Annotated in this window: 23 protein-coding genes; 11 read left to right on the forward strand and 12 right to left on the reverse strand. The window is 53.4% G+C overall.

Annotated elements, in window-relative coordinates:
* The first annotated feature begins 100 nt into the window (after positions 1–100).
* The 3 genes from HALA3H3_RS23665 to HALA3H3_RS23675 all read left to right on the forward strand — a co-directional run bounded on the left by HALA3H3_RS23665 (position 101) and on the right by HALA3H3_RS23675 (position 2,408).
* Complete coding sequence (locus HALA3H3_RS23665; protein ID WP_022524014.1) at positions 101–805, forward strand: ABC transporter permease; 705 nt, start codon at positions 101–103, stop codon at positions 803–805.
* Positions 802–1,533: an ATP-binding cassette domain-containing protein gene (locus HALA3H3_RS23670; protein ID WP_022524015.1), complete on the forward strand. Its 732-nt coding sequence runs from the start codon at positions 802–804 to the stop codon at positions 1,531–1,533. The genes HALA3H3_RS23665 and HALA3H3_RS23670 overlap by 4 nt, the downstream gene beginning before the upstream one ends.
* 65 nt (positions 1,534–1,598) lie before the next feature.
* Complete coding sequence (locus tag HALA3H3_RS23675) at positions 1,599–2,408, forward strand: ABC transporter substrate-binding protein (protein ID WP_022524016.1); 810 nt, start codon at positions 1,599–1,601, stop codon at positions 2,406–2,408.
* Positions 2,409–2,603: 195 nt separating this feature from the next.
* Here the strand turns inward: HALA3H3_RS23675 and cysN are convergent, their stop codons facing one another.
* From cysN to HALA3H3_RS23705, 6 genes are all read right to left on the reverse strand, one after another.
* Positions 2,604–4,046 (reverse strand): sulfate adenylyltransferase subunit CysN, encoded by a 1,443-nt coding sequence (cysN, locus tag HALA3H3_RS23680; RefSeq protein ID WP_022524017.1) that lies wholly within the window; start codon positions 4,044–4,046, stop codon positions 2,604–2,606.
* 14 nt (positions 4,047–4,060) lie between these two features.
* Positions 4,061–5,059, reverse strand: coding sequence for a sulfate adenylyltransferase subunit CysD (cysD, locus tag HALA3H3_RS23685; RefSeq protein ID WP_009287723.1), 999 nt, complete (start codon positions 5,057–5,059; stop codon positions 4,061–4,063).
* 187 nt (positions 5,060–5,246) lie between these two features.
* A complete protein-coding gene (locus HALA3H3_RS23690; RefSeq protein ID WP_022524018.1) occupies positions 5,247–6,011 on the reverse strand; it encodes a phosphodiesterase in 765 nt (254 codons plus the stop codon).
* Positions 6,011–6,457 (reverse strand): DUF1249 domain-containing protein, encoded by a 447-nt coding sequence (locus HALA3H3_RS23695; RefSeq protein WP_022524019.1) that lies wholly within the window; start codon positions 6,455–6,457, stop codon positions 6,011–6,013. The genes HALA3H3_RS23690 and HALA3H3_RS23695 overlap by 1 nt, the downstream gene beginning before the upstream one ends.
* 2 nt (positions 6,458–6,459) lie before the next feature.
* Positions 6,460–7,179, reverse strand: a complete 720-nt coding sequence (locus tag HALA3H3_RS23700; RefSeq protein WP_022524020.1) for an NUDIX domain-containing protein — start codon at positions 7,177–7,179, stop codon at positions 6,460–6,462.
* A 72-nt stretch (positions 7,180–7,251) separates the two neighbouring features.
* Positions 7,252–7,911, reverse strand: a complete 660-nt coding sequence (locus tag HALA3H3_RS23705; protein ID WP_022524021.1) for a tetratricopeptide repeat protein — start codon at positions 7,909–7,911, stop codon at positions 7,252–7,254.
* Positions 7,912–8,084: 173 nt separating this feature from the next.
* On the opposite strand from HALA3H3_RS23705, the gene greB reads away from it, so the two are divergent.
* Positions 8,085–8,615, forward strand: a complete 531-nt coding sequence (gene greB, locus HALA3H3_RS23710) for a transcription elongation factor GreB (RefSeq protein WP_009287719.1) — start codon at positions 8,085–8,087, stop codon at positions 8,613–8,615.
* 28 nt (positions 8,616–8,643) lie between these two features.
* On the opposite strand, the gene HALA3H3_RS23715 is transcribed toward greB, so the two are convergent.
* The 4 genes from HALA3H3_RS23715 to HALA3H3_RS23730 form a co-directional block, all read right to left on the reverse strand.
* Positions 8,644–9,372 (reverse strand): SIMPL domain-containing protein, encoded by a 729-nt coding sequence (locus HALA3H3_RS23715; protein WP_022524022.1) that lies wholly within the window; start codon positions 9,370–9,372, stop codon positions 8,644–8,646.
* 130 nt (positions 9,373–9,502) lie between these two features.
* Positions 9,503–10,525 carry a zinc-binding alcohol dehydrogenase family protein gene (locus HALA3H3_RS23720; protein ID WP_022524023.1) on the reverse strand — a complete coding sequence of 341 codons (1,023 nt, stop codon included), beginning with the start codon at positions 10,523–10,525 and terminating at the stop codon, positions 9,503–9,505.
* A 23-nt stretch (positions 10,526–10,548) separates the two neighbouring features.
* Positions 10,549–11,391, reverse strand: coding sequence for a fumarylacetoacetate hydrolase family protein (locus HALA3H3_RS23725; protein ID WP_022524024.1), 843 nt, complete (start codon positions 11,389–11,391; stop codon positions 10,549–10,551).
* 22 nt (positions 11,392–11,413) lie between these two features.
* On the reverse strand, positions 11,414–12,154 hold the full coding sequence (locus HALA3H3_RS23730) for an SDR family oxidoreductase (protein ID WP_022524025.1): 741 nt from the start codon (positions 12,152–12,154) through the stop codon (positions 11,414–11,416).
* A gap of 248 nt (positions 12,155–12,402) precedes the next feature.
* On the opposite strand from HALA3H3_RS23730, the gene HALA3H3_RS23735 reads away from it, so the two are divergent.
* Positions 12,403–13,158, forward strand: a complete 756-nt coding sequence (locus tag HALA3H3_RS23735; protein ID WP_022524026.1) for a FadR/GntR family transcriptional regulator — start codon at positions 12,403–12,405, stop codon at positions 13,156–13,158.
* A 23-nt stretch (positions 13,159–13,181) separates the two neighbouring features.
* On the opposite strand, the gene HALA3H3_RS23740 is transcribed toward HALA3H3_RS23735, so the two are convergent.
* Positions 13,182–14,186: a methyltransferase gene (locus HALA3H3_RS23740; protein ID WP_022524027.1), complete on the reverse strand. Its 1,005-nt coding sequence runs from the start codon at positions 14,184–14,186 to the stop codon at positions 13,182–13,184.
* Positions 14,183–15,022, reverse strand: a complete 840-nt coding sequence (locus HALA3H3_RS23745) for a methyltransferase domain-containing protein (RefSeq protein ID WP_022524028.1) — start codon at positions 15,020–15,022, stop codon at positions 14,183–14,185. Before HALA3H3_RS23745 ends, HALA3H3_RS23740 begins: the two co-directional genes overlap by 4 nt.
* Before the next feature lie 279 nt (positions 15,023–15,301).
* On the opposite strand from HALA3H3_RS23745, the gene HALA3H3_RS23750 reads away from it, so the two are divergent.
* From HALA3H3_RS23750 to HALA3H3_RS23770, 6 genes are all read left to right on the forward strand, one after another.
* Positions 15,302–16,681, forward strand: a complete 1,380-nt coding sequence (locus HALA3H3_RS23750; protein ID WP_022524029.1) for a PilZ domain-containing protein — start codon at positions 15,302–15,304, stop codon at positions 16,679–16,681.
* Entirely contained in the window at positions 16,575–17,042 is a 468-nt protein-coding gene (locus tag HALA3H3_RS27550; protein ID WP_022524030.1) for an HD domain-containing phosphohydrolase, read from the forward strand. The genes HALA3H3_RS23750 and HALA3H3_RS27550 overlap by 107 nt, the downstream gene beginning before the upstream one ends.
* A gap of 134 nt (positions 17,043–17,176) precedes the next feature.
* Positions 17,177–18,193: a LacI family DNA-binding transcriptional regulator gene (locus HALA3H3_RS23755; RefSeq protein ID WP_022524031.1), complete on the forward strand. Its 1,017-nt coding sequence runs from the start codon at positions 17,177–17,179 to the stop codon at positions 18,191–18,193.
* Positions 18,194–18,279: 86 nt separating this feature from the next.
* Positions 18,280–19,263, forward strand: a complete 984-nt coding sequence (locus HALA3H3_RS23760) for a sugar kinase (RefSeq protein ID WP_022524032.1) — start codon at positions 18,280–18,282, stop codon at positions 19,261–19,263.
* 78 nt (positions 19,264–19,341) lie between these two features.
* Entirely contained in the window at positions 19,342–20,316 is a 975-nt protein-coding gene (locus HALA3H3_RS23765; RefSeq protein WP_022524033.1) for a 2-hydroxyacid dehydrogenase, read from the forward strand.
* Positions 20,313–20,978: an HAD family hydrolase gene (locus HALA3H3_RS23770; protein WP_022524034.1), complete on the forward strand. Its 666-nt coding sequence runs from the start codon at positions 20,313–20,315 to the stop codon at positions 20,976–20,978. The genes HALA3H3_RS23765 and HALA3H3_RS23770 overlap by 4 nt, the downstream gene beginning before the upstream one ends.
* Positions 20,979–21,109: the final 131 nt, after the last annotated feature.

Here is a 21,109-nt window from a genome sequence, read left to right on the forward strand (position 1 = left end):
AGGACGCAGTGCATTAAGTCATTTTTCGATACATCATGCCAATTCTCGGATAACAGTTTTCCTACAACAGCTCTTCATACAAAAGTGAAACCGACGCTCAATGCTCACCAGTGATAATGCTTTTAGTACGGCTCTCACCCTGATCCTGAGTATGGATAGCGCGCTAATCTCCATCGTGATGCTCTCGCTGCAGGTATCGCTGATGGCGGTATTGATTGCCAGCCTGATAGCCCTGCCCTTAGGCGCTGCTCTGGCGCTATGGCGCTTTCCTGGACGTAACGTCGTGATTGTCGCCCTCAATGCCCTGATGGGCTTACCGCCAGTCGTGGCAGGGCTTTGTGTCTACCTACTGCTTTCGCGGGCAGGCCCACTGGGAGAATGGGGGCTGCTGTTTACGCCAACAGCGATGGTGATAGCCCAAGTGATTCTGGTAATGCCGATTATCGCTGCTCTTACCCGCCAGCAGGTTGAAGCGCTTCACGGAGAGTATGACGAGCAGTTGAACTCACTGGGGCTAACGCGCCTACGCATGATCCCCACCCTGCTATGGGACGCACGCTTTGGGCTGTTAACGGTGATCCTGGCAGGCTTTGGCCGCGCCAGCGCCGAAGTGGGCGCAGTGATGATTGTGGGCGGGAACATCGACGGCGTCACCCGCGTGATGACCACCAGCATTGTGTTGGAAACCAGCAAGGGCAACCTGCCTATGGCCCTTGGCTTAGGGATCATTCTGCTCGCCCTGGTCACCATGATTAACGCGATTGCCCACATAATCGGCGAAACGGCGAAAAGGCGGCTGGGATGAACGCACATCATACGCCCCCCGTCGCCACCCTTGAGCTCGACAGCGTGAGCTTTATCCATCGCGGCCATACCCTGCTTAGTCCCACATCGATGCGCCTTGCAGGCTGCCAGCGAACGCTAATAATGGGGCCGAACGGTGCGGGCAAAAGCCTATTAATGCGTCTAGCTCACGGCCTACTAACGCCCTCCAGCGGTTCGGTTCGCTGGCAAGGGGTTCAGCCCGCGCAAGCCATGGTTTTCCAACGCCCTGTGCTGTTACGCCGCTCAGCGCTGGATAACCTGACCTATGTGCTAGCCATCAATAAAGTGGCGCGACCAGAACTGAAAGCGTTACCTCGAAAAACCCAGGCGATGAGTGCCCTTGAGAAGTTTGGCTTAGCACACCTAGCCAAACGGCCTGCGCGGGTGCTTTCCGGCGGCGAGCAGCAGCGTTTAGCGTTGGCACGGGCCTGGCTGCTCAATCCCCAAGTTCTGTTTTTAGACGAACCCACCTCGGCGCTCGACCCCGCCGCCATCAAGGCCGTTGAAGATGCCGTACTGGAGTTTCATCACAGCGGTACTCGTATCGTTATGACCACTCACGACTTGCACCAAGCACGCCGCTTAGCCAATGACGTGGTGTTTTTGCATAACGGTGAATTGCTTGAACACACCCCTGCCTGCGACTTTTTTACCGCCCCCACCTCACCTGAGGCGGGGGCGTTTATTCGCGGCGAGTTGGTCTGGTAGCTCCAATATGAGTGAGCCCTAGGATTGAAGTAAAACGATTTATGAAAAGCGATCAAGGAGCAAAAATGAACAAAACTACCGCACTTATCACCGCTGGCGCCCTAGGGCTGACCTTCAGCGCTACGCTGATGGCGGCCGATGACTACATTACCCTGGCCTCCACGACCTCTACCGAAAACTCTGGCCTGTTTGACGCCATCATCCCTGCATTCAGCGAAGAGACCGGGATTGATGTGCACGTGGTCGCCGTGGGCACCGGCCAGGCATTTGAAATTGGCCGCCGTGGCGATGCGGATAGCTTGTTGGTTCACGACACCGCAGGTGAAGAAAAGTTTGTGGCCGATGGCTACGCCACAGAACGTCTGAATGTAATGTATAACGATTTTGTGATCGTTGGCCCGAGCGATGACCCTGCAGGCATTAGTGATAGCGACACCGTTATCGATGCCATGCAGCGCATTGCCGAGAGCGAGTCCCCCTTCGCCTCACGCGGGGACGATAGCGGCACGAACCGCGCGGAATTGCGCTTATGGGAAGATGCTGGGGTCACGCCACAGGGCGAGTGGTACCGCGAGCTGGGCAGCGGCATGGGCCCTACGTTGAATACCGCCGCAGGCATGGACGCCTATACGTTTACCGATCGCGCCACCTGGGTCGCCTTTGACAACCCACAAGACCTTACCTTGCTGTTTGAAGGCGATGAAGCGCTATTCAATCAGTATGGCAGCCTATTGCTCTCGGCAGAGCGACACCCGCATTTGAAGCACGACCTCGCCGCCCAGTGGCACGAGTGGCTGGTTTCTGAACAGGGCCAGCAAGCGATTGCGGATTTTGAGGTAGATGGTCAGCAGCTGTTTTTCCCTAATGCTGAGTAAATCTAATCACCTACCGCCATTGCGAGTAGCTTGCGACGAAGCAATCTCATACCGGCGATGGCACTAACTTTGAGATTGCCGCGCTGCGCTCGCAATGACAAAAGCAAGATTGCCGCGTCGCTTCGCTCCTCGCAATGACATAAGGAGAACTCCTCGCACGGATGTGAGGAGGCTCATGACCGGAGCTTATGCCGGTTAGCGGCTGAATAAACCGCTGATATCTTTCGCTTCCCAGTGAGGGAAATGCTTACGCACTAGGGCATTCAAGTCACGCTCAAAGTCGGCCCAATCGGTGGCGTTTGAAGCATTGCCTGGGGCGCTGGCGGTACCGCGGATCATACCGGCGCCTACGGTCACGTTGGTCAGCCGATCAATGATGATAAAGCTACCGGTACCGGGGCTGGTGCGGTAATCATCCACGGGGATAGCAGCTGTCAGTTCCACGTCGCAGCGGGCAATAGCATTTAGCCCCAGCGAGTGAGTGGCATGCTTCTCCAGAGTATTGACGTCGATTTGGTAATCAATCGCACTGACCTGGCCGGAGAGGTCGCGGGTCGCCAGTTTGAAATCGTAGAGCTTACCTGGCGTTAACGCCTCTTCCTGCATCCAAACAATATCGGCTTTAAAGGTGTTGGAGAGCGGCAGTTCGCTATCCGCTGCCACCAGCCAGTCGCCACGGGAGATATCGATTTCATCTTCCAGAGTCACCGTGATCGCCTGACCTGGATAAGCGGCCGCAAGGTCACCATCAAAAGTGACAATCCGTGCAACCCGCGACGTTTTACCCGATGGAAGTGCCTTAACGGCTTGACCAGGACGTAATACACCCGCGGCTAAGGTGCCGCAGTAACCGCGAAAATCAAGGTTCGGGCGGTTAACGTACTGAACCGGTAAACGCAGATCGCTGAGGTTCTGGTCGCGGGTAATCTCGACACTCTCTAATAGCTCGATCAGTGTTTCCCCCTGGTAAGCATCGCTAAAATACCAGGGCGTTTGTTCGCTGCGATTGACCACGTTGTCGCCATTCAGGGCCGACATCGGTACAAAGCGAATGTCAGGTGCTTGCAGATTGGTGGCAAAGGCTCGGTACTCATCGACTATCTCGTTAAAGCGCTGCTCGGAGAAGTCCACTAGATCCATCTTATTGACCGCAATCACCAGGTGCTGAATACCTAGCAGGTCGGCAATAAAGCTATGGCGGCGAGTCTGGGTCTGCACACCGTAGCGGGCATCGATCAGGATAATCGCCAGGCTGGCGGTTGATGCCCCCGTGGCCATATTGCGGGTGTACTGCTCATGCCCAGGCGTATCGGCGATAATAAACTTGCGCTTATCGGTAGAGAAAAAGCGGTACGCCACATCAATGGTAATGCCCTGCTCCCGCTCTGACTGCAGGCCATCCACCAACAGCGCCAGATCAACAGTGTCACCGGTCGTACCACTGGTTTTAGAAGCCTGGGTAATCGCCGCCAGTTGGTCTTCAAAAATCATTTTCGAGTCGTGAAGTAGACGGCCAATCAGCGTCGATTTGCCGTCGTCGACGCTGCCGCAGGTAATAAAACGCAGCAGGTCTTTGTTCTCGTGCTCGTGCAGGTACTCTTCGATATTATCGGCGATTAAATTTGACTGATGAGACATTAGACTTTCCTCATTTAAAAATAGCCCTCGCGCTTTTTCTTCTCCATCGAACCCACCTGATCGCGATCGATGGCGCGGCCACTGCGTTCACTGGTTCGGGTCAGCAGCATCTCTTGAATAATTTCCGGAAGCGTCGCGGCTTCGGATTCCACCGCGCCGGTTAGCGGGTAGCAGCCAAGCGTTCGAAACCGTACCGACTTCATTTCCGGCACTTCGCCAGGTGCTAACGGCATACGGTCGTCATCGACCATAACTTGCATACCGTCGCGCTCGACTATGGGCCGCTTGGCCGAGTAGTAGAGCGGCACGATGGGAATCGACTCTAAGTAGATGTACTGCCAGATATCCAGCTCGGTCCAGTTAGAGAGTGGGAACACGCGGATCGATTCACCTTTATTGACCTTAGCGTTATATACGTTCCAAAGCTCAGGGCGCTGGTTCTTGGGATCCCAACGGTGATACTTATCGCGGAACGAGTAGACGCGCTCTTTGGCACGCGAGGCTTCTTCATCACGACGCGCGCCACCAAAGGCCGCATCAAACCCATACTTATCCAGTGCCTGCTTGAGCGCCTGGGTTTTCATGATATCGGTGTATTTGGCGCTGCCGTGGTCGAACGGGTTGATATTGGCTGCCCGCCCCTCTTCGTTGGTGTGCACGATCAGTTCCATACCCGCCTCTTCAGCCATGCGGTTACGGAACTCGATCATTTCGCGAAACTTCCACGTGGTGTCCACGTGCATCAGCGGGAATGGCGGTGTACCGGGGTAAAAAGCTTTGCGCGCCAAGTGCAGCATTACCGACGAATCTTTACCGATGGAGTACATCATCACCGGGTTGGCGAACTCAGCGGCAACTTCACGGATGATATGGATAGACTCGGCTTCTAATTGCTTGAGGTGGGTCAAGCGCGCGGCATCAGGGGCATTAAAAGCCTCCCCCTGCGTCGCTGAAGATGAAGAACGCGTCTCTGAAGACCGCTCTTTTGACGACAATGTAGACAATTGGGTCATGGCCCCTTACCTCACAAGAACAAGCTCGTCACACAAGCTAAAATCAGCGTACGTTATAGATAAATGTACGTTCGAATGTGAGTAGGGTAACGCCGAGCCGGTAATAACCCAAAAGAATTAATAACTATCTTTTTATTCCTAAAAAACCTATCCAGAAATGGGAGAGAAATAAGAGAGCAATTAACGTCTAATCAATGCGCTCTATCCAGCTCTGCCACTCGCTTCCCTGGACATCGCTATACGCCAAATCGATAACCCGATAGCCAGGGCGGGAAGCTTCATCAATGGCAAACTGCTCGGCACCGGGCAGAAACTGATCGGCCATCGCCGGGCAGCCATAAACATCAATAGTGGCCTCACCTATGCCTCTACCTGTGCCTAAAATATGATGCTCGGCGTAGGCTTGGTGCGCGTGACCAAACAGGATGATCTTGACGTGCGGGTGTTTACTTAGCAGTTGCCAAAATGCGTCGCGATCTTGTAGGCCAATGGCATCCATCCACACCGCGCCGACGTCCACCGGCGGGTGGTGCATGGCTATCAGCGTGGGCCGGTCATCGTTCTCTAACTGTTCAGCGAGCTTAGCTAGCCGCTCGCTTCCCAGTTCACCGTGGGGTTTGCCCTCCACCTGGGTATTGAGCAACAGGATGCGCCACGAATCCAAGTCCACTTGTTCAACCATCGGCCGCTCGGCCGCCATGAACTCGGGCTGATCGTGATTACCCGGCAGCCAGTACCAGGGGCAAGGCAACTGCTCCAGCGCCTGCATCGCCAAGGCGTAGGAAGCGGCCGATTCATCCTGGCTAATATCACCAGTAAACAGCACGATATCGGGCTTTTCGGCGACAACGGCATTCAACACCTGCTGAAACTGCCGCCAGGGTATGCCCGCCCGGGAACGCGCTTCGATATCCGCATAGAGATGGGCGTCGGTAATTTGCACCACACGCATTAGGGCATCTCCGGCACGTCGACCGTGTGACCGTGAGCAAGGCCATGAGCCAGCCACTCGCCCAAGAAGCGGTTGAGTTGAAGCTTCTCATCCGGCTGATGCATCCGGGCATTGGGGTAGCGGTAGCGGCCACTAAAGTGGCGCTCGCGCTGAAAGTCGGTCACTTCCGCCATGCGTACATCGTGATAAAGATGTACGCGCATACGCGGCCCTTCCAAAACGGTATCTAGTGGGCCGGTCTGAGAAACATTCACCATGGTGGTGTAAGGCGCCTGCTCTTGAATATACAGATGCAGATCACCGAAATGCTGTTTATCACCGCGCAAGGCAATATCGCGGCGCTGGCCGGCCTCCATATCGCCCACCAGGCGCACCAAACGTAAATAGTTGGCGCTGCACTCCCCTTGGAGCGATTTTAAATCGGTGACATAGGCCGTTCTCGCCATGTTCACTCCTCGTCGGTTTCGCTTTGCGTCAAAGCGCGCTGCGAGGCAGCACGCAGTGAGGCTCGCTGACTATTCAGCCAATGTAGACCAATTAAACACATGGCGTTGTCGAGTCGCCCCTTCTCTAAGAGCTCCCAAGCGTTAGCGAAAGGCATGACGTGAACACGAATATCCTCATGCTCTTCATCTAGGCCATGAATCCCACCTAATCCTTGGGTATCTACCAAACCACAAAATAGTGTCACTTGCTCGCTGCAGGCGCCAGGGCTGGGATAATACGTGTGAAGTTTGGTCAGTTGGGCCACTTTACAACCGGCCTCCTCCCACGCCTCGCGACGCGCCACATCTTCCAGCGATTCGTCTTTTTCGACCAAACCGGCCACGAGCTCGAGCTTCCAGGGAGAAGCGGAATCATCAATGGCGCCGGCACGAAACTGCTCAATGAGCACCAATGAGTCGCGCTCGGGGTCGTAGAGCAGCACACCCACTGCATCAAAGCGATTATGCACTTCACGACGCATAGGTTCGCTCCAACCACCTTCAAACAGCCGGTGACGAAGCTCTAAGGCTTCCAGGCGGAAAAACCCCTGGTGTAGCGTCTCCCGCTTAAGCAGCTCAACATCATTGCGCTTTAAGTCTGGAACGCTAAGAGCCGTGTTTTTAAAAGGAGGGCGCTGAAACTTAGGATTCTGAACAGCATCGTGCTTGGAGTTGGACGCCATGAGGCACTCCCGGTGGTGATAATCGATCTATTATCAATGCTTGCCACCGGGAATGCCAATTCAGCGGGGGATTTACAGCTGCTTAAGCAGCGCTTCGGCATCACGGCGTAGCGCTTCATCGGAGACTTGCCGGTTGTCTCGAGCGGTGCCGTTAACCGCTCGCTGGGCGTGCTCGCGAGCGGCCTGCTCATTGCCCTCTTCTTTCAAAAAGGCAGCGTAGTAGTAGTTCACATCGATGCCGTCTGGGCGGATCTCCAAGGCACGCTGGAACATGCGTTCAGCGGTATCACTATTGCCAAAACCGAGTGGCCGCCCTGGAGCGCGATCGTAAAGCGCACCTAGCGTGACGTAGGCGGAACCATTCAACCCCTGAGGATCGATTTCAATTGCCTTTTCTAACGCGTCACGCGCATCACCTGCGATTCCTAATGCGCCTAAACCACCGCGCTCACGGGCATAAGAAGCCAGAACTATTCCCTGCCAGACAAGTACGTCAGCTTCATCGCTGTACTGCTCGGCCAACTGCTCCGCTTCACCTGCCAATGCCTTTAACGTGCTCTCCCGCTCGTTGGCGGGCATCTCAGTCACGGTATGCTCCCACCTGTTTTTAAGCGAAAACAGCTCGCCTTCAAAGGCAGAGGCGGTTAGCGGAGACAGCATCAGCGCGCTGCCAATGGCGGCGGCGATTATTGAACGTGACAAAGAGTTGCGTAAAAAAGAGTGAGTTCGCATACATGCTCCTAACATTATTGTTGTCCTGGTTAGACCTACTAATAGCGGGCCTCTCGCTCAATATAGCAAAAAATGTAACAAACGTTTGAATGATTTTCCAGTAGCATGTTGCTTGGTATGCTTCGCGCAATTAACGTAAGGTAGATAGCTCGAAACACAATGGGGAATAGGTAATGAAAGGCCGCAACATGACCCGCTGGCGCGATCCAGCCAAAGATCCGCGTCAAGCCCCTAAGAGCAATCTGATTACCCCAGAAGGGGCGGCTCGCTTGCGCGCTATCTTGGATCACCTATCGCGGGTTAAACGCCCGGATATTTCAGCAAAAGTCGGCGAAGCAGCCGCCCAGGGCGACCGCAGTGAAAACGCCGATTACACCTATAACAAGAAAGAGCTGAACCGCGTTATCGCCCGGATTACTTACCTGACGAAACGCTTGGACGAACTGCAAATCGTAGACCGCCTGCCTGCCGATACCAGCAAGGTGTTTTTCGGCGCTTATGTAAGCCTGGAGGATGAAAGTGGCGGTGAGGTGCATCTCAGGATCGTTGGCCACGATGAAATCGACACCAAAAAGCGCTGGATCAGTATCGATGCACCTATGGCTAAAGCACTGCTCGGTAAACAGGTGGGTGATGAAGCAAAAGTGCTCACGCCTAACGGTGATACGTTTTATACCATCACCGCCATTGATTACACTGGCTAATCCCTGCGCCATTAACGCCGCCTAGGGCCTAATCTTGTAAGGAGTAGTCCACCGTGGTGACAACGCGAACACGTTTGGTTTGCGGCGTGTAGCTGTCCAAGTCCTCGATGGAGAAGTAGCCCTGGGTCGCCTGACGAATCTGGCCCACTTGGCTACCGGAATCTTCGGCAAACTGCTGTGCGGCGTTACGCGCATCCGCAGTGGCCGCCGCAATCATTTCAGGCTTGATCGCATCAAGTCCGGTAAATAGAAACTCCGTGCGGTATTCGTAGCTGGGCGAGAGCAGTACGCCCTCTCGAACCAGTGAAGTCGCATTGGGGATTGCCTCGATCACGCCCTCAACATCGGGGGAGCGCAGTAGCAGTGTTGCTTCGGCGCGATAGCGCTCATCCGGGCGCTGACCACCGTACTGATTGCTATATTGGTCGGTAATCCGCGGCGGAGTGGAGCTAACATGCTCTGATGCAAACCCCTGGGCCTCCAGAAAATCGCGAATTGCCTGCTCGTCACTGGACAACTGCTGCTCAAGGTCACTCAAGCTATTAGCGCTGACACTGTAATTGAACGGCCACAGCACCAAATCCGCCGGCACTTCTCGCTCGGCTAAGCCGCGCACCGTGACGCTACGTGACGACTGCTGCCATACTTCTGCGGCGCCCTTGATATAACTACCGCTCCATACCAGCCCTAGCGCCAGCAGCCCGCCCAGCAGAACGGCACTTCCCAGTACCGCCGTATTTCGAATATTTCCCGCCATTGCTGCCACTCCTACTCACTACCGTTAAATTAACGACTACTTATTTGCATCATAGTCCTTAACGATAGACCTTACCGGTAAATTCGTCGGCGGCTGAATGTGGCAAGTTTGAGGAAACGATGCAGAAGTGTTAATGATCAATCGATATCATGGCCTTGATAACCTGATTAGCGGGGTCACACCACTGGGGCATCTGGGCAGGCACGTCAGCAAGGTAAGCACGGTGGGTAATCATTGCTTCAGCATTGATGTCCCCACTATCCATCAGTGACACCACACTATCGAAGTCTTCGCGAGTGGCATTACGGCTGCCGATCAAGGTCAACTCTTTCTTGTGGAAATCAGGATCACTGAAGGTAATGTCTGCTTTGACTATACTCACCAGAACATAGCAACCGCCATGCCCCACCAGATCGAACCCAGTCTCCATAGCACGAGGGCTCCCTGTGGCATCAAACACCACATCTGCTAACGCACCGCCATTTAGCTTGCTGATCTGTGCAGCCACTTCCACTTCCTGAGGGTTCGCCACCGCATCGGCACCCAGTACGTCACGGCAAAAAGCCAGACGTGATGGATTGGTATCCACCATCAAGGTACGCGCACCCTGGCTTTTAGCGACCTGGAGTACGCCCATACCAATAGGCCCCGCACCCACGATGACGGCTAATTCATCCGCTTGTAGCACGCTACGCCTTACAGCGTGAGCACCAATTGCCATGCACTCCACCAGGGCCAATTGATCGATGCTAAGGGTTTCAGATACCACTAAGTGAGTGGTAGGTACGGCCAGGTACTCCGCCATGCCACCATCTTGATGTACGCCAATAACCTGCATGTTCTGGCAGCAGTTGGTTTTATGCTGCTGGCAGGCACGGCATTCACCACAATGCAGGTAGGGTATGACATAAACCTGCTTGCCCAGTAAGTGCTGGTCATGGTCATCAGCGACTTCGACTATCTCACCGGCAAGCTCATGGCCTAACACCCTGGGATATTCAAAATAGGGTTGATTGCCACCATACGCATGAATATCCGTTCCGCAGATACCGATACGGCGTATCCATACCACGGCATGCCCAGGGGCACACTCTGGTTTAGCAGCGTGACGCAGCTCCAGATGTTGCGGCTTTGAACAGACAAGCACTTCCATAAGCGCGCTTCTCCTCGTTATGTTTAGGCCTGAACGACCCGCTGCTGCTGCTCACCTAAGCCCTCAATACCTAAACGCATTTGCTGCCCATCACGAAGGTAAACGGCAGGCTTCTGGCCCATACCCACACCGGGAGGTGTGCCGGTTGAGATAACATCGCCAGGCTGCAAACTCATGAAACGACTCAAGTAACTGATCAGAAAAGGCACTTGATACACCATGGTGCGTGTATTGCCGTCCTGGTAACGCTGGCCGTCTACCTCAAGCCACATACCTAACTGGTGTGGGTCAGCAATCTCATCACGGGTAACTAACCAGGGCCCCAAGGGGCCAAACGTATCGCAGCCTTTGCCCTTATCCCAAGTACCACTGCGCTCCAACTGAAACTCGCGTTCAGACACATCATTAACCACGCAAAACCCCGCCACATGTGACATCGCCTCGGCTTCATCAATGTAACGTCCACCCTTTCCAATAATTACCCCAAGCTCGACTTCCCAATCGGTTTTTTTGGAGCCACGGGGGATCTCCACATTGTCATTGGGACCACAGATAGCGCTTGTCCACTTATTGAAAATGACCGGCTCAGGGGGAACCTCGGCGCCGGTTTCTGCTGCGTGATCGGAGTAGTTGAGACCAATACAAATAAACTTGCCCACCTGACCAACACAAGGCCCCAGACGTACATCAGCCGCGACCTCTGGCAATATAGAGAGATCCACATCGCGAAGTTTCTGCAACCCTTCGTCGCTCAATACATCACCGGCAACATCGCTAACGAGGGCGGAAAGATCACGCACCTTACCCTGACTATCGAGAATGCCCGGCTTTTCCTGGCCCGGCGTTCCAAAGCGTAAAAGTTTCATATTGTTATTCCTTCTGAAGTAATCAGTTAGCCCAACCACCATCGATCAATTGCGTGGTGCCGGTAATAAACTGCGATTCATCACAAGCCAGGAAAGCCGCCAGCGCAGCCACTTCCTCCACTCGCCCCAGCCTACCCATTGGCTGACGGGCAATAAAAGAGGCTAGCACCTCTGCATCACTGCGCCCCTCTTTACGTGCCTGCTCAGCAATACGCTGTTTGAGAGAGGGAGACTCAACGGTGCCAGGGCAGATCGCATTGCAGCGAATTCCCTGGGTCATAAAGTCGGCGGCGACTGACTTGGTCAGTCCGATCACCGCGGCTTTAGAGGTACCGTAAGCGCAGCGATTAGCAACTCCTTTAATGCTAGATGCCAGGGAAGCCATGTTGATGATGCTGCCACTCTCTTTTGCCAACATGCCCGGTAAAAAAGCCTGCAAGGTATGAAACATTGAAGTGACATTCAGATCCATCGATCGCTGCCAAGTGGCCTCGTCGCATTCGAGTACGCTGCCACCTGCCACCATACCGGCGCAGTTAAACAGTACATCCAAGGCTGGCAGTGAAGCGGCTAAATGGTGGATCGCTTGGCTATCCGTGACGTCCAGGCGATAAGCTTCAACACCCGGTATACCTTCTAAGCTGGCAATATCGATATCTGTCGCGAATACGCGTGCGCCCTCGGCAACAAAGCGCTCGACGCTAGCACGCCCAATGCCGTTTGCAGCGGCGGTGATCAGTGCAGTTTTGTTCTTGAGTCTCATGTTATTTGCACATCCCTAACGGCTAAGGCGCGCCCCTAAAAGCTGTGGCACGACCTTGAAAAGAATGGGAACATACATTAGGCCAAATCATCCAGACACCTAATGGCCTGACCAATGAGCCGAGTATGAGCGAGAAACTTTGACCCTGACAAGCCTCAAAAGGCCAAATAGCAGCTTTTGGGAATAAACTTTAGTAGCCATCAACTTTAGTCGAAAAACACCAGTGAAACGGATAGGAAACACCACGAATGCCGATTCAAACCATCCGCTCGCAGCGCCTCTATCGCCAGATTGCTGATCAATTACAGCAGTTAATCAATGATGGTGAGTTTCCCCCAGGAACGCTGTTACCACCCGAGCGAGAGCTTGCCCAAGCTCTTGGCGTTAGTCGGGCTTCAGTGAGAGAGGCCTTGATTGCTCTCGAAGTGGTTGGGCAGGTAGCTGTTCGAGTCGGCCATGGTGTCGTGGTGCTTGAATCGCGCGCCACTCCCATGGAGTCGGTGATGCGCGCAGCCGCTCGAACCGAGCCCTGGGCAATAGACCCAGAGTTCGAGAGCGAAATTGAGCTCAATCTGGACGAAGAGATCCCGCCCTTTTCACTTCTCCAGACGCGCCGCTATCTGGAACCGGAAATTGCCGCGTTAGCAGCCATGAACGCCACTGAAGAGGATATGAAAGCGATCCGTTTGGCATTTGAGCGGAATGTGTCTGACAACGCCAATGGCGGGCGCAACTGCGCCGGAGATCGATTACTGCATATTCGTATTGCTGAGGCCTCAGGCAACGCGGCCTACGCACTTGTCATCAAGCATCTGCTTGGCCACAAGTACGGCGCCATGTTTCGTCGACTCCAGGAACTCTTTATGGAAACAGATATGCCGCAGCGCTCCCAGGATGACCATAAGCGCATCGTTGAAGCCATTGAAGAACGTGACCCGGCGGCTGCTCGTCGTGCTATGGAAGTGCATCTGGATCACGTACTTAATGTTTTCTTTGCTGAGTAAGTGCCTCATCAAATGCCGTAGACCTAGCGCTGTGACTTAATCGCACCGTAAACCTTGAAGCGGCGATTATCCGCCAGGGTCTGGAAGTCTTGAAATGCCCGCTGCAAGAGGTCTGGATAGGGCAAAAAGCCATTTGCCACCAGGATTAACCGCCCGCCCGCATTGAGATGCTCTGGCGCTGCGCTGATCAAACGCTGGCTAGGGCCATAACTGATATCACGCTCTTTATGGAAAGGCGGGTTGCTAACAATCCAGTCAAACTGCTCACCTTCAAGTGCACTGAATACATCACTGCAGAGTACCCGCCCCTCTAGCCCATTCGCCGCCAAGGTGCGCTTACACGCCTCTACCGCAAAAGCGCTGACGTCCACCGCGGTCACATGATGGCCACGCTGGGCCAACCAAGCGCTAATAATCCCATCGCCACAGCCCATATCCAGCACTTTGAGCGGTTTTTTCGGCAAGCTATTCTCAATGCTTTCCAACAGTAACAGCGTACCTTCATCGACTTTGCCGTGGCCAAATACGCCCGGATGGCTGTTCAGCGTCAGTCCTAATGTCTCGAATTGCTGCCAAGCGCTATCGCTAGTCGAATCCAATGCCACGGTTTGGGTGGCAAAGAGTGAACAGCGCCGGGCGTTGTCGCGCTTATCCCAAGGCATCCCCAGCTCTTCCAGCATTTTAGGAACGCGTTTAATGCCACCTTGATGCTCGCCGACAATTTCAATGGGTGTGCCTTCAGGTAGCTGCTCACATAACCACTTGAGCCACCAAATACCTAACTGATGCGCCTTCGGCCAAAACAGCACTACCTCTTTGCCGAATGGCTCACCCACCGCCAAGTCAAAAGGCGTTCGAGCCTGCTTGCCTTTCGCCTGCCACTCACGCAGTACGTCAAAATCGCCACTGACCACACCCGACGATTGACCAATAAGCCAGCTATCGACTGGCGGGCCAATGACCCACAGCGCTACATAGTTATCTTTTTGTCGCTCTAACAGCTGGCACGCTGGGGCTTGGGCACTCATTCAACGATCTCCGGTTTAATTAATGTATAAAGTAGGTAGCGGCCTAAGCGCCAGTGGGGGTCATGGCGACAATACTTTTTTTCCAGCGCCAGCAGCGTTTCAGTTTCTGCTGGCGTGGCGGGAGGATGGCGCAAGTAATCTTGAAAGACGCGGATACCGGCGACTGCATCTATCACTAAGCCGTTATCCGCACTCCACTGCTCTATCTCGGCATGACTAACGGGCGAAATAGGCGTCAATCGTTGGCGCTTGCCCTTCCCTGCCAAGCGGTCGCTCAACGCCTTCTCAAGGTTGCCTTTGACCGCGTTGGAAAAGCGCAGTGCATCGCGATTAAACACCATCAAGCTAAGCTGGCCACCTGGGGCCAATAAATCACTCAAGGTGGCCAGCGCCGCTTGCGGGTCGCCCAACCACTCCAACACTGCATGGCAGGTAATGAGCGGCCATGGGCCAGGCGTTTGTTCTGTTAACCGTTGCAGCGGCGCCTGCAGATAAGTAATCGCCTCTTCCGGTAACGTTTTAACGTCCCGGTGCCAGGTTTTTGCGTAGCTGAGCATATCTGCTGAGGGTTCAGTCATCGTGACATCGTGCCCCCGCTCAGCAAACCATGCCGCCTGCTGGCCCAGGCCACCGCCCACGTCCAGCACGCACTGCCCCTCTAGATTCAGCATTTCCGGTAGCAGGTAGTCGAGCATTGCGAGACGCAGCTCGCCCCGGGGCGCCTGATAGAGCGAGCGGGAGAATTTCTCGGCCAGGCCATCGAAATAGCGATCGCCAGACGGTGTTAATTCATAGCTGCTCGATTGAGAATGGAGTGATTTAGGATTTGAGGGCATGCCGCGAGCATCGCTGTAAAAGAAAGCGTGCAGTTTACCTGATTATCCCTACCCGTCCGAATGGCGGCCTGGCCTGCATCAAACATAAACAAAAATTATCAAATCATTACAAATGACTCTTAAAATCGATATAAATAGGTTTGCAAACTGGAGCGAAATAATAGCTAATCGACACAGGAAAAATGTCCTATCATGGTAGGAGTGACAAGCAATAGAAGCATATAGCAGTCACCACCAAGTCGATATTAATTATAACAAAATAAATACGGTGGGTTTTATATGATTATCAATACGGCGAACCAAAATACCACTGGGCAAATAATACGGTCTTTGCTAAAAAAAGAACATACTATTTCTATTTTTTCAAAAGAAGCGGCCTACGCCATAGAGGCGAAGGCTATTAAGATAGAATTGGACAGTGGTAAAATAACGTTAGCGATACATTACACAGGTAGCTCGCTTTCTCCTTATTTGCAAAACGACACCATTTGCTTTGACATAGAAGCTTCCCATCCTACGCCAGGTATAGAAGAAGAAATTTATAATATTGAACAAGTGCCGGCACACGTCATTAAAATAGATACCTGCACTTACCATTTAGAGTGCCAGCTTCCCGGCTCTATTTTTTCCTCCGATAATCGAAGAGCTTTGCGTGTACCCTTCATTCTGGGTATGCACGCACGTGTGCACTTGGAAGTATTTGCCCATGAGCTCAACGTGGAAGGTAAAGTGCGTAACCTTTCAGTAGGTGGCTGCATGGTGTATGTCAGACTGGAAGATAGCATGGCTCTTAGCATTAATCAGGTACTGCCGGAGGTCACTCTCGAGTTTCCAAACGGAGAAATATTCAACACTCAAGGACGTATTTGTCATATGCGACCTTTTGGGAGCCATGACTATGCGGCTATCGGTATTGAGTTTATTAATATGTCAGCCACGATGACTGAGACTCTTTTCCATTATGTATCGGAATCTGAGTTCGAAGCTGCTTTTCGCTCAGGTATACAGGATAGCTCTTCTCGAGCTAAGTCACGGCTTTTCATCGCAGATGCCAAAGAGAAGAAAATGCAGCACAAAGAAGAGCATGATCAAACCAAGAGTAGCCAACGATCTCCTCTGTTACGCGGTGTTCTTGAAGTCGCTCACCAGCTACAAGTCATGTTAATGTTTACTAAAAACAAGGATTTATTTCCAGAAGAGAGCCTCTATGAGTGTGTCGACAGCCTTCTTTATATGGTCACTCAAGACCGAAGGGGGCTTCAGTATGCACTGGCTTTTTTGCATGATGAACCCGAGTGGGTGCGCCATGCCATACAAGTGAGTAGCCAGCTAGCAATGATCCTGATCAGTCGTGACCCATACGCGTCACAGACACGGGAAACAGTGGCGGGCGCCCTACTACACACCATGGGTAAACCACTGCTGATTAGCGAACAGCTCCCCTCACTTAAAATTCGCATGTCTCCATCGCAAGCCGAGCTACTCAAAGAACATGTTGTTGCACTGAATAACAAGCTAACAGCACTGGGCTGGGTCGCCAGCCCAGCCTGCCATGACATTATCCTCAAATGCCAACGAACGGCTCGATGGCAGCGGCTATCCAGCTGGAAAGCAGGCTGCAGAGTTATCCGAGCGTGTTCGACTAATCAGTGTTATTAAAATAATCAATAAATTAACCCATGAGCGAAATGGTCAGCATCCGCGGCAACCTCTTGATGCCTACCGCTGGGTTAATAACTGCCCAACTATTTATGAAAAGTCATTACTTGTAGAGTATATCCAACACTTTGGCTTATACCCTATCGGTAGCTTAGCAAAGTTCTCAAACGGTTTCTTAGCATGGATAATGGATGTAGATGAAAAGGGAATGCCGTGTAAAGTTAACGTTATTAAAAACCTCTCCTTTAGAGACACATCTATTGACACGGTTCTTGAAAATAATGACTTTACTCAAATTGGACGTCTTGAGGGCACGGTGAACCCCACAGACTACAATATTCATATGGCCAATCACCCTTAGCGGCTCGCACGCCGTTGCTTTTGGCCTAGCAAACACCCAAAATTGAGCTACTTTCATTCCGTTAATCACAATGTAACGGAAGACACTTTAACGCAAAACGCTATTTATTTAAGCACTCTATTTTAAAGTACACTATGCCACCTACACCGCGCCGTTCCACCATTCTTGAAGTAGCCCGCCTCGCTGGTGCCTCTAAAACCAGCGTATCGCGCTATTTTGGCGAAGAGCGTGATCGGCTCTCGCCCTCACTTCAAGCGCGCATCGCCCATGCGGCAGGTACCCTTGGCTACCAGCCAAATCAAATGGCACGCGGGTTAAAAGGTGGTCGCTCTAAATTGTTAGGTATGTTGGTGGCAGATATCCGCAACCCATTTTCAGTGGCTATCACACATGGTGTAGAGCAAGCGTGCCGCCAATACGGCTACTCATTGGTAGTATGTAATACTGATAACGACCCAGAACAGGAGCGCCAGCATTTAGACCTGTTGGGTGCCTATCAGGTGGAAGGTCTCGTGGTAAATGCATCCGGCAGCCCTGAACGCCAACTACATACTTTCATCAGCCAGGGGACACCCATTGTGCTGCTAGACCGCGAAGTCGATCATGTGGAAGCGGAGGTGGTTGGACTCGATAATCATCTGGCGGTCGATATGGCGCTAGAACACTTGGCCGATCAGGGCTACCAGGCCGTGCTGTATGTCAGCGAAGCTCCCCAGCAGTCAAGCACCCGACAAAAACGCTTGGCCCGCTTTAACCACACTGCCGGGCAGTTGGGGCTTATTCATTCATCCTCCCTGCTTGCTAACTCAGATGGCACTGCAACGCTTCAAGAATTAAGCGACTTTTTAGCCGCCCACCAACAGCACGCTTGCGCTGTCTTGTGCGGCAATGGCACTGCCACCCTAACCGTGACCCGCCTGTTTCAGCAGTTGGACTTACTGCTTGGCAAGGTAGGCTTGATGGGGATTGATGAACTCGATTGGTGCGCTTTGATCTCTCCCGGCATTACCACGCTTGCCCAACCCACCGATGCAATGGGTAAAACGGCTGTTCAATGCTTGATGCATCGCATTGCGCCCCACGTATCATCAATGCCAGCGGCGCTGAGTTTTTCACCTACTCTGATCGAACGAGGTTCTACTCAACGCTAATTTTTTTAGTCGGTGCTAAAAAATTGCCACAAAAATGGTATCGTTCCCATTGGATGATAATGAACAACTCGAAGAGATTACTGACTATGCCTCACTCCTTCTCTAACCCACCAGAAATTCTCACCTTCGGCGAAGCCATGGCTATGTTTGTCGCTGATTCACCAGGCGACTTATCCAACATTGATCGTTTCCACCGCCGCTTGGCAGGCGCCGATAATAATGTCGCTATCGGCCTCTCCAGGCTGGGTTTCCACGTGGGCTGGTTAAGTCGAGTGGGAACCGATAGCTTTGGAGGGTTTATTCAGGCGGCATTAACAGCGGAAGGTATCGATGATCGCTATATTCACGCCGATGCACAGCACCCCACCGGGCTGCTCTTTAAAGAGCGTGCCCAGAACGGCGCCGACCCGCGAGTTGAATATTTTAGACGTGGCAGTGCCGCCAGCCATCTCACTATTGACGACGCCCGGAATGTCGACTTTCAGGCGCTTAACCACCTTCACGCGACGGGCATTACCCCAGCGTTATCTGAAAGCGCCTGCCAGCTTAGCCATCATTTGATGGAAGAGGCCCGCGCCCACGGCGCTAGTATTTCCTTTGACCCCAATTTACGGCCGTCACTTTGGCCCAGCGAAAACGTTATGCGGTCGACCCTTAATGAACTCGCCAGCCGCGCCGACTGGGTGTTGCCTGGGCTTTCAGAGGGCCAGCTTCTCACCGGGCAGAAGACGCCTTACGACATAGCAGGCTATTATCTGGATCAAGGTGCCTCGGCTGTGATCATCAAGCTGGGCCCCGAAGGTAGCTATTACCGTGGCAACCTGGATGGGCAAGAAGAGAGCTTTACAGTGGCCGGTTGCCACGTTGCTGAGGTGGTGGATACCGTAGGTGCAGGCGATGGCTTCGCCGTCGGTGTCATTAGCGCCCTGCTTGACGGAAGAACGGCGCGTCAAGCCGCCCAACGCGGCAACCTCATTGGCGCCCAAGCCATCCAGGTAGTGGGTGATATGGAAGGTTTGCCTAATCGCGAGCAACTATTAGCGCTTGAAGTCGACCAGCCCATTGGCTAATCGCCACACACTATTTTTTAAATAGCAGGTTTTAAATAACAGGTTTTAGATAACAGGCTTTTCACCATGGAGATAACAATGAAAAAACGTCTAGTGATTCAAGGACGACTCAGCGACGCTCAACAGACTGAACTTAGCGATTTGTTTGAAGTGGATGTGTTGCCGAAAACCAGCTCGCTTGATGCCCCTGAAAATCGCGCTCTATTAGCGGAGACACACGGCATTATCGGTTCCGGCTTAGCCATTACCCCCCAGTTGCTGGACGCAGCGCCCAACTTGAAAGTCATCGCGACCATCTCTGTTGGCTACGACAACATCCCTGTTGATGAACTTACTAAGCGCGGCATTATGCTGTGCAATACGCCTGATGTGCTTACCGAAACCACTGCCGACACCGGCTTTGCGTTGATCATGGCCGCGGCGCGCCGGGTGGTTGAACTAGCCGAGTGGGTCAAAGCGGACAAATGGCAAGCCAGCATTGGCCCGGCACTGTTTGGCAGCGATGTGCATGGCAAAACCCTAGGCATGGTGGGGTTTGGGCGCATCGGTCAAGCCGTTGCCAGGCGCGGAGCCCTGGGCTTTGGTATGCAGGTGCTCTACTCCAACGCTTCACCCAAGCCCGATTTAGAGAGTGAGCTTGGTGCGCAGCGCCGCGAACTCAACGAGCTATTGGCTGAAGCCGATTTCGTCTGTGTCACTGTGCCGCTTACCGCCGAGACCGAGCATTTGATCGGTGCCCAAGAGTTTGCGCTGATGAAGCCTTCAGGCATTTTTATCAATATCGCCCGCGGCAAAGTCGTCGATGAAAGCGCCTTAATACACGCCTTGGAAACCAGCGTTATTCAAGCAGCAGGGCTGGATGTATTTGAGCAGGAGCCACTACGCGCTGCGTCACCGCTGACGAAGATGCCCAATGTGGTCGCCCTGCCGCATATCGGCTCTGCAACCCATGAAACCCGCGACGCCATGGCCCAGCGAGCGGTGGATAATATTCGTCTAGCACTCCAGGGTGAGCGGCCAATTAGCTTAGTCAACGAGGAAACCTATCAATGAAGCCTGCCACGCCCCTATGCTTACTGTTCGATTGCGATGGCACCCTGGTGGACAGCGAAATACTGCTTGCCGAGGTAATGGGGGATATTCTTCCCGAGTTCGGCTTACCCTTTTCAGCGCGTCAGTATATGGATGAATTTCGCGGGGTGCGTTTCCAGACGATCGTCCAAACCCTGGAAAAGCGTTTTCAAACATTAGCAGAAGATGCATTTTCCCAGCTTGAGGCAGGTATGCGGGCGCGTATGGAAGCCCGTATGCGTGCCGAGCTGGTGGCGATTCCTGGTATGGTCGCCGCGCTGGAACAGTTAAGTAGCCACCCCAAGGCCGTGGTCTCTAATGGCCCCGAGCGCAAAATTCGTTGTGCGCTGGAAAGCACCGAACTAGGCCATCACTTTGCTGACAAGCTCTTTAGCGCCTATACCCTCAACGTCTGGAAACCCGACCCCGAGCTGTATCGTAAGGCCGCCGCCGCTATGGGCCATGTTCCTCAGCAGTGCGTGGTGATCGATGACGCGGCGGTGGGTGTGGAAGCAGGGCTAGCGGCGGGCATGCACGTGATTCACCTCAACCACTTCCCTAATGAAGAACTCACCCCCGAAGGGGCGATTGGTATCCACCACGCCAGCGAGCTTCCCTCCGCTATTGCGCGGCTAAACCTCTGATCGCGGTTGCTTAGTTAACTGCTTAACCGCCGCCCCTCAACTCTCCAACATCGGCTCTCGTCAGGCATGTTTCCCGTGCCTGCCGACGATACCGCCTGCGTGCTTATAACCCCCTCTCTCTGTATCGCGAC

Origin of the sequence: Halomonas sp. A3H3, assembly GCF_000982975.1 — a bacterium.
Classification (GTDB): Bacteria; Pseudomonadota; Gammaproteobacteria; order Pseudomonadales; family Halomonadaceae; genus Vreelandella; species Vreelandella titanicae.

What these genes read in the sequence shown, in the direction of transcription:
- HALA3H3_RS23675 (WP_022524016.1), top strand. Translation starts at nt 1,599, where the DNA reads ATGAACAAAACTACCGCACTTATCACCGCTGGCGCCCTAGGGCTGACC.
- HALA3H3_RS23755 (WP_022524031.1), top strand. Translation starts at nt 17,177, where the DNA reads ATGCCACCTACACCGCGCCGTTCCACCATTCTTGAAGTAGCCCGCCTC.
- HALA3H3_RS23760 (WP_022524032.1), top strand. Translation starts at nt 18,280, where the DNA reads ATGCCTCACTCCTTCTCTAACCCACCAGAAATTCTCACCTTCGGCGAA.
- cysN (WP_022524017.1), bottom strand. Translation starts at nt 4,046, where the DNA reads ATGTCTCATCAGTCAAATTTAATCGCCGATAATATCGAAGAGTACCTG.
- HALA3H3_RS23750 (WP_022524029.1), top strand. Translation starts at nt 15,302, where the DNA reads ATGATTATCAATACGGCGAACCAAAATACCACTGGGCAAATAATACGG.
- HALA3H3_RS23705 (WP_022524021.1), bottom strand. Translation starts at nt 7,911, where the DNA reads ATGCGAACTCACTCTTTTTTACGCAACTCTTTGTCACGTTCAATAATC.
- HALA3H3_RS23770 (WP_022524034.1), top strand. Translation starts at nt 20,313, where the DNA reads ATGAAGCCTGCCACGCCCCTATGCTTACTGTTCGATTGCGATGGCACC.
- HALA3H3_RS27550 (WP_022524030.1), top strand. Translation starts at nt 16,575, where the DNA reads ATGACATTATCCTCAAATGCCAACGAACGGCTCGATGGCAGCGGCTAT.
- HALA3H3_RS23725 (WP_022524024.1), bottom strand. Translation starts at nt 11,391, where the DNA reads ATGAAACTTTTACGCTTTGGAACGCCGGGCCAGGAAAAGCCGGGCATT.
- HALA3H3_RS23745 (WP_022524028.1), bottom strand. Translation starts at nt 15,022, where the DNA reads ATGCCCTCAAATCCTAAATCACTCCATTCTCAATCGAGCAGCTATGAA.
- cysD (WP_009287723.1), bottom strand. Translation starts at nt 5,059, where the DNA reads ATGACCCAATTGTCTACATTGTCGTCAAAAGAGCGGTCTTCAGAGACG.
- HALA3H3_RS23715 (WP_022524022.1), bottom strand. Translation starts at nt 9,372, where the DNA reads ATGGCGGGAAATATTCGAAATACGGCGGTACTGGGAAGTGCCGTTCTG.
- HALA3H3_RS23670 (WP_022524015.1), top strand. Translation starts at nt 802, where the DNA reads ATGAACGCACATCATACGCCCCCCGTCGCCACCCTTGAGCTCGACAGC.
- HALA3H3_RS23730 (WP_022524025.1), bottom strand. Translation starts at nt 12,154, where the DNA reads ATGAGACTCAAGAACAAAACTGCACTGATCACCGCCGCTGCAAACGGC.
- HALA3H3_RS23690 (WP_022524018.1), bottom strand. Translation starts at nt 6,011, where the DNA reads ATGCGTGTGGTGCAAATTACCGACGCCCATCTCTATGCGGATATCGAA.
- HALA3H3_RS23735 (WP_022524026.1), top strand. Translation starts at nt 12,403, where the DNA reads ATGCCGATTCAAACCATCCGCTCGCAGCGCCTCTATCGCCAGATTGCT.
- HALA3H3_RS23695 (WP_022524019.1), bottom strand. Translation starts at nt 6,457, where the DNA reads ATGGCGAGAACGGCCTATGTCACCGATTTAAAATCGCTCCAAGGGGAG.
- HALA3H3_RS23765 (WP_022524033.1), top strand. Translation starts at nt 19,342, where the DNA reads ATGAAAAAACGTCTAGTGATTCAAGGACGACTCAGCGACGCTCAACAG.
- HALA3H3_RS23700 (WP_022524020.1), bottom strand. Translation starts at nt 7,179, where the DNA reads ATGGCGTCCAACTCCAAGCACGATGCTGTTCAGAATCCTAAGTTTCAG.
- HALA3H3_RS23720 (WP_022524023.1), bottom strand. Translation starts at nt 10,525, where the DNA reads ATGGAAGTGCTTGTCTGTTCAAAGCCGCAACATCTGGAGCTGCGTCAC.
- HALA3H3_RS23665 (WP_022524014.1), top strand. Translation starts at nt 101, where the DNA reads ATGCTCACCAGTGATAATGCTTTTAGTACGGCTCTCACCCTGATCCTG.
- HALA3H3_RS23740 (WP_022524027.1), bottom strand. Translation starts at nt 14,186, where the DNA reads ATGAGTGCCCAAGCCCCAGCGTGCCAGCTGTTAGAGCGACAAAAAGAT.
- greB (WP_009287719.1), top strand. Translation starts at nt 8,085, where the DNA reads ATGAAAGGCCGCAACATGACCCGCTGGCGCGATCCAGCCAAAGATCCG.